Source organism: Mesorhizobium sp. M0816, from assembly GCF_040320005.1.
Taxonomy (GTDB): domain Bacteria; phylum Pseudomonadota; class Alphaproteobacteria; order Rhizobiales; family Rhizobiaceae; genus Mesorhizobium.
Window position 1 is genome coordinate 1 of sequence record NZ_JAMYOT010000074.1, and the last position, 6179, is coordinate 6179.

The window sequence follows — 6179 nt, forward strand, 5'->3', positions numbered from 1 at the left end:
ATTTTTACCCGCCCCCCCCCCCAATCTCTAATAACATCTCTGGGGCCGCGCTTTTTTTTTTTTTAAAAACACCCACCAACCCCCCCCCCCCCGCCCCCGGGGGGGGGCCCCCCCCCCCCCCGGGGCCCCCCCGGGTCCGGGGACGAAGATAGTGGGCATGCAGCCAACGGCTGGACCTGAAGCGATCGAAGGGCCATTTGATGGCGCACTCGCTGTGCCGGGCCTGCTCAAGCAGGTGGTTGCGGCGGAAGCGGACAATGTCGACGCCCATATCATAGCTTGCTTCGACGATACGGGTCTCGACCCTGCAAGGGCAATCGCTACCAAGCCCGTCATCGGAATAGGCGAGGCTTCGCTTCATGCCGTCAGCCTTGTCGCTCACAGCTTCTGTGTCGTGACCACTCTGTCACGTTCTGTGCCAATCATTGAAGACAACATTCGGCGGTACGGCTTCTCCCATCGCTGCCGACGGGTGCTTGCCTCCGACATCCCCGTCCTTGATCTGGAAAGACCTGAGAGTGGCGGGTCCGAACGAATTTCGGAACTCATACGCGAAGGCATCAGGCTGGGAGCGGAAGGCGTTGCACTGGGTTGCGCTGGCATGGCCGAGTTTGCATCCGCCCTCCAGCGCAAGCACGATATTCCCGTTGTGGATGGAGTAAGCGTCTCGGTCGGCCTTGCGCAGACCCTGATACGTTGCGGCCTCACGCCCTCCAAACGTGGCGCGTGGGCGATGCCGGCCCGCGTGAAGGAGCTGGACAGGTTCGAATGACCCAGGCGGCCCCTCGCAAGCAGTGCGTTCGGAGCACAAGGCGACTGGCACTACGGTGACAAGGTCCAGCTCGTTGAGCCTTCGGCGAACGACGAGCGCGGAAAGCACGGCTGCGGCGATCACGATCGCGCTGGCGAAGACGTAGGTGGACTGCTCAACGATCAGGCGCACCCGCATCAGTTCGCCGGCCAGGTTCTTCTGCATAATCCAGGCAAGACCATAGCCAATGAGCCATCCAGGCGGCTGCGCGATCAATGTGAGCAGGGCGAGTTCCAACAGGAGTATGCGCAACACTTCACCCCGGGTGAGGCCAAGGACGCGCAAGCTGGCCAACTCCCGCGCCCGTTCCGAAAGCGAGATCCGGGCGCTGTTGTAGACGACACCGAACGCGATGACGGCAGCCAGCCCGGTGTAGATGCCACCCGTCGAGGTGCGCGCGACATTGATGCAAATCAAAACCGGATCCGAGGCCGTCACGTGTTCCGGCATCCGCAGTCGACAAGTCTGTAAGTGACCATTTCAAGTCGCCCGCGTCGGTTGGTTCGGAGCCGGTATTGATTTGCCTCAAAGGAGGTCGGTGGCAAACTACGCTACGATGCGGCCAATTGGTGCTCGGGCCTATGGTCACTTGAACTGAGCTAGGGATGAAGCAGATGAAAGTAAAAGACGTAATGACTGCAGATGTCGTTACGGTGTCGCCTGACCACAGCGTAAGACACGCCGCCCAGGTGATGCTGGATCATCGCATCAGCGGCATGCCGGTTCTCGACGACGACATCGCCTGGTTGGGATTGTGAGCGAAGGCGATTTCCTGCTCAGGTCGGAACTCGGTGCCGCGGTGAACTCGCCAAGTGAGGCGCGTGGCTATGTGAAGGGGCACAGCTGGAAAGTTGCGGATCTGATGATTCCAGATGTCGTCGCGGCCGACGAGGAAACCCCGATAGAGCGAATTGCTGCGCTGATGCGGGAGCACGGCATCAAGCGCATTCCCGTCATGAGGGGGCAGCATCTGGTCGGCGTTGTCAGCCGTGCCGACCTTTTGCGCGTCGTCGTTGCGGCGAAATTCGACGACGATATGGCGGCAGGTGACGATGCGATCCGGCGCAGCATTCTCACCCGGCTGCGAGACGACGCAGGCGTCAAAGGAGACGCGTTAACGCTCACGGTCAGCGATGGCCTGGTGCATTTTTCGGGAACGGTCTCATCGCAGGGTGAAAGGGATGCCGTCCGCGTGGTTGCCGAGGGCGTCAGGGGCGTCAAAGGTGTATTCGACCACCTAAGCCTGTCGCACCCGTGAACAGCGGTCAGGGAACATACAGCGATGCGATCGCATTTTCCAAAGACCGACCGCATCGTGAACACCTCTGCCATGGAAGACGATCTGGCGACCCTGCAGCGGGAGACATTCGATTACTTCGTCCATGAGGCGAATCCCGCCAACGGTCTCATCCTGGACAAGACCGAGGCGGATTGGCCGGCAAGCATCGCGGCCACCGGTGAAGACGCTGGAAATCGAGAACGGAGGCTTCGAGCTACGAGCGGTAACAGGTCCGGACTACGGCAGGATTTTCGATGAAGAGTCGATCGCGGCCGTGCAGAAGATCGCTGGCGACGGCACTGGCGACACGCGTTGGAAGGTGCCCGGCGTGCTCGACTGGTCGACGAGAATCTACAATCCGAACGTCGACATCTCCAACGACACAACGACACTTTATGCGTCCGACCGCGATGTGTTTGTGTTTCTTGTCGACGACCTGAACCCGATCGAGGCCGGGCAGCTGCCAAATGGGGATCCGGATCTTTATTTCCGCGGCTTCTACTGCTGGAACTCCGAAGTTGGACCCCGCACGCTAGGGATCGCCAGCTTCTATCTGCGCGCGGTGTGTCAGAATCGCAATCTGTGGGGCGTGGAAGATTTCGAGGAAATCACCATCCGCCATTCAAAATACGCGGCCTCCCGTTTCGCCCTGGAAGCCGAGCCGGCGCTGATCCAGTTCGCCGATTCCTCGCCCAGGCCATTCGTCAATGGCATCAAGACGGCGCGGCAACGGATCGTTGCCCGGGACGACGAAGATCGCAAGGGCTTCCTGCGCAAGCGCGGCTTCTCCAAGTCCGAGACCACGAAGATCATCGATACTGTTCTCATGGAGGAAGGCAGACCGCCGGAATCGATCTTTGATTTCGTGCAGGGCATCACGCGGGTCGCGCGCGACAAGCCGCATCAGGATGTCCGCCTGGAAATCGAGGGCAAAGCCAAGAAGCTTCTCGATTTCGCCGCCTGATCCTGCTGTGGTCGGCAGCGAAGACCTTTGTTGCCGCCCTCTCGTGCGGATAATCCCCGTCAATCCGAGCGCCGTCCTCCGAAGCGAGAGGACGGTGCTTTTTCCTGGGAACGGGTGCCGCCAACATGCTGGAGGCCCTCGGGCCGCTCGGTCGCGCGCCGAGATCCTCGAGCTGGGCCCGGGGCGTCGTGAGCCTGGAGGCAGAGGGGGGAGGGGAGGTTTCCTGACGGGTTTGGAGGTTCGGGGAGAGGCCCCGGGCCGCCCGTCATGGAGAACCTGACCATGGCAAAGAACGCCATTCAGAAGATCGCGATGAACGCCGCGGAGAATATTCCTTACGACAACCTGGCATTGTCGCAGAAGAATGTCCGCCGCATCAAGGAGGGCGTATCAATCGAACAGCTGGCCGAGGACATCGGACGGCGAAAGCTCATCCAAAGCTTGAACGTCCGTCCTGTGCTCGACGGCGAGGGCGAGGAGACCGGCACGTTCGAGGTGCCCGCCGGCGGCCGGCGTTATCTCGCGCTCGGAATCCTCATCAAGCAGAAGCGCCTGGCGAAGAACGAGCCGATCCCTTGCATTGTCAACCGCAAGCAGGAGACCTCGGCCGAAGAGGATTCGCTTGCCGAAAACCTGCGGCGCGCCGACTTGCACCCGCTCGACCAGTTTCGGGCCTTCAAGACGCTCAGCGAGCAGGGCCTCGATCCGGAGGAGATTGGTGCCCGCTTCTTTGTATCGCCTGCGACGGTGAGGCAGCGCCTGCGGCTGGCATCGGTATCGCCGAAACTTCTCGGTCTCTACGAGAAGGACGAAATCCGGCTCGAACAGATCATGGCGTTTTCGATCTCGGACGATCACGCGCGCCAGGAGCAAGTCTGGGAGCGGATTGCCAGCTCGCACATGCAGGAACCCTATTACATCAGGCGCCTGCTGACGGAGACCACGGTCCGGGCCGATGATCGCCGGGCCGTCTATGTCGGCGCCGAAACCTATGAAGCAGCTGGCGGCGTCATTCTTCGCGACCTGTTCGAGCAGGATTCCGGCGGCTGGTTCCAGGATGCGGCGCTCCTCGAGCAGCTTGTCTTCGACAGGCTGAAGGTGGATGCCGAGGCAATCCGCGCCGAAGGTTGGAAATGGGTCGAGGCGGCGATCAGCTTTCCCTACGGCCACACCTCCGGCATGCGGCGCATCTATGCCGAACCGCAGGAGCTCAGCGCCGAGGAGATCGAACGCTACGACGCGCTGAAGGCCGAATACGACAAACTGGATGCGGACTATGCCCAGGCCGAGGATGCCGACGAAGCAATCGAGGCGAAGCTCGACCAGCTGGGTGCCGAGCTCGACGAGATCGATGATCGCCCTCAAAGCTACGATCCCGGCCAGAAGGCCATTGCCGGTGTGTTCGTTACGCTTTCCGCGAACGGCAAGCTCCAGGTCGACGCCGGTTTCGTGCGGTCCGAGGACGAGCCGCGGACCGAAACCGGCGACGTCGATGAGGGGGAGGAAGGGGGCGCCGACGGCGGAACCCGATCCAATGGCGACGACGATGGCGATGGTGTTGTCGCCAACGGCAAGCCGGTGAACGACAGCGCTAGTGACGACGGCGAGGACGATGGCATCAAGCCACTGCCCGATCGGCTCGTTTTCGATCTGACCGCGCAGCGGACGCTGGCACTGCGCAACGCGCTCGCCGGTAACGTCGACATCGCCATCGTCGCCGCACTCCATGCCTTCGTCCTGCAGGTCTTCTATCGCTTCGCGCCGGACACGTGCCTGGAGATCAGCCTGAAGAGCGGCAGCTTCAGCCAGGTCGACGGTCTTGCCGAGACATCCTGGGCCAAGGAGATCGCCGAGCGGCACGAAGCCTGGGACCGCGATTTGCCCGATGAGGCGGAAAACCTGTGGGACTTCCTTCTCGGCCTCGACGAAGCAAGCCGCAAGGTGCTGTTCGCGCACTGCGTCTCGCTGGCCCTCAATGCGATGGTCGAACCCTGGAACAGGCGACCGAAGGCGCTCGAGCATGCAGACGTGCTCGGCCGTTCTCTTCAGTTCGACATGGTCGACGCCGGCTGGACGCCTACGGTCGAGTTCCTCGGGCGGCTCACCAAGGCGCGGATTCTACAGGCAGTCCATGAAGCTCGTGGCGCAGACTCCGCACAGCTGATCGACCACATGAAGAAGGACATCATGGCGCGTGAGGCCGCTCGTCTTCTCGAAGGGTCGAACTGGTTGCCCGAGCCGCTGCGTCTTGAGGTCGATGAAGTGGCTACCGATGCTGGCAACGCGGTCGCCGGCGATATGTCGGACGAGGCAGCTCTTGACGGCGATGCCGCCGAGCTGCCGGCCTTCCTCGCCGACGATGCGGATCCGTCCTCCGAAGAGCCGGTGACCAGCGACGGCGACGAGGCCAACCACCTCCAGGCCGCCGAATAATCGGCCTCACACTCGCACCGGGCCCGGCACTCCGCCGGGCCCTTTTTCGTTTTCCTACATGGAGAAACCCGCATGTCAGCACATATCGTGTACGAATCCGCCCCATTGGGGAGCGTTATCCGATACAGCGACGGCGCGGCGAAGCCGCCGGCTCGCTTTTCCAAGAAGCTCGCCGCCTGGGAGAGCCGCAACGGCGTCGGTCGCCTGGTCAGGAAGGAACCGCCGCGCGAGCGCGCGACCTATAGCTCGCCGGCCTCCTTCACCCTGCATGAGGGCGATTTCGGGCAGGGCGGCATCATCGTCGTCTCGGTCAGGCGCACTTGGTCCGTCGAGAGTGACCTGCGTTTCGAGGTCATCGAGCGTCCCATGATCGGCATGGTCCGCGTCCTGCAGGAACTCGGCGACAGCCCGGAGCTGCTCTATCTCGCCAAGGATCGCGAGGCGGCCGAACGCTGGCTCGCCAGCAATTCGTATAGCCGGTCCTATCTCGAAGAGGTCTCCGCCGATGAGGTCGGCGCCGACGTCATTGAGGGCCGCGCGGCCGCCTGACCGTTCCACCATTTAACCCACCCGACCACGGGCCCGGGGGGGGGCGGGCGGCGAAGCGGGCCAAGGGAAGGAGTGAGTCAAGGTGTTGCCGGTCACCAACAGCGACCTCTGAGAGGCGGCCCAGATGAGTGTAAGACGGGACG

At 62.4% G+C, this 6179-nt stretch carries 3 protein-coding genes and 3 pseudogenes; 5 read left to right on the top strand and 1 reads right to left on the bottom strand.

Annotation, left to right across the window (positions count from 1 at the left end):
* Positions 1-157 precede the first annotated feature (157 nt).
* Entirely contained in the window at positions 158-772 is a 615-nt protein-coding gene (locus NKI17_RS36515) for an aspartate/glutamate racemase family protein (protein WP_352798655.1), read from the top strand.
* 87 nt (positions 773-859) lie between these two features.
* Here NKI17_RS36515 and NKI17_RS36520 read toward each other — a convergent pair.
* Positions 860-1261 (bottom strand): annotated as a pseudogene (locus tag NKI17_RS36520) (FtsX-like permease family protein); the annotation flags it as partial.
* Between the two features lie 164 nt (positions 1262-1425).
* On the opposite strand from NKI17_RS36520, the pseudogene NKI17_RS36525 reads away from it, so the two are divergent.
* The 4 genes and pseudogenes from NKI17_RS36525 to NKI17_RS36540 all read left to right on the top strand — a co-directional run bounded on the left by NKI17_RS36525 (position 1426) and on the right by NKI17_RS36540 (position 6036).
* A pseudogene (locus NKI17_RS36525) lies at positions 1426-2069 on the top strand (CBS domain-containing protein).
* Between the two features lie 196 nt (positions 2070-2265).
* A pseudogene (locus tag NKI17_RS36530) lies at positions 2266-3054 on the top strand (DUF932 domain-containing protein); the annotation flags it as partial.
* A 282-nt stretch (positions 3055-3336) separates the two neighbouring features.
* Positions 3337-5487 carry a ParB/RepB/Spo0J family partition protein gene (locus NKI17_RS36535; RefSeq protein ID WP_352798653.1) on the top strand — a complete coding sequence of 717 codons (2151 nt, stop codon included), beginning with the start codon at positions 3337-3339 and terminating at the stop codon, positions 5485-5487.
* A gap of 72 nt (positions 5488-5559) precedes the next feature.
* Positions 5560-6036, top strand: a complete 477-nt coding sequence (locus NKI17_RS36540) for a UCP036055 family protein (RefSeq protein ID WP_352907917.1) — start codon at positions 5560-5562, stop codon at positions 6034-6036.
* Positions 6037-6179 lie beyond the last annotated feature (143 nt).

Excerpts from the sequence above, each read along its gene's own strand:
- NKI17_RS36535 (WP_352798653.1), top strand. The coding sequence starts at position 3,337 with ATGGCAAAGAACGCCATTCAGAAGATCGCGATGAACGCCGCGGAGAAT.
- NKI17_RS36515 (WP_352798655.1), top strand. The coding sequence starts at position 158 with ATGCAGCCAACGGCTGGACCTGAAGCGATCGAAGGGCCATTTGATGGC.
- NKI17_RS36540 (WP_352907917.1), top strand. The coding sequence starts at position 5,560 with ATGTCAGCACATATCGTGTACGAATCCGCCCCATTGGGGAGCGTTATC.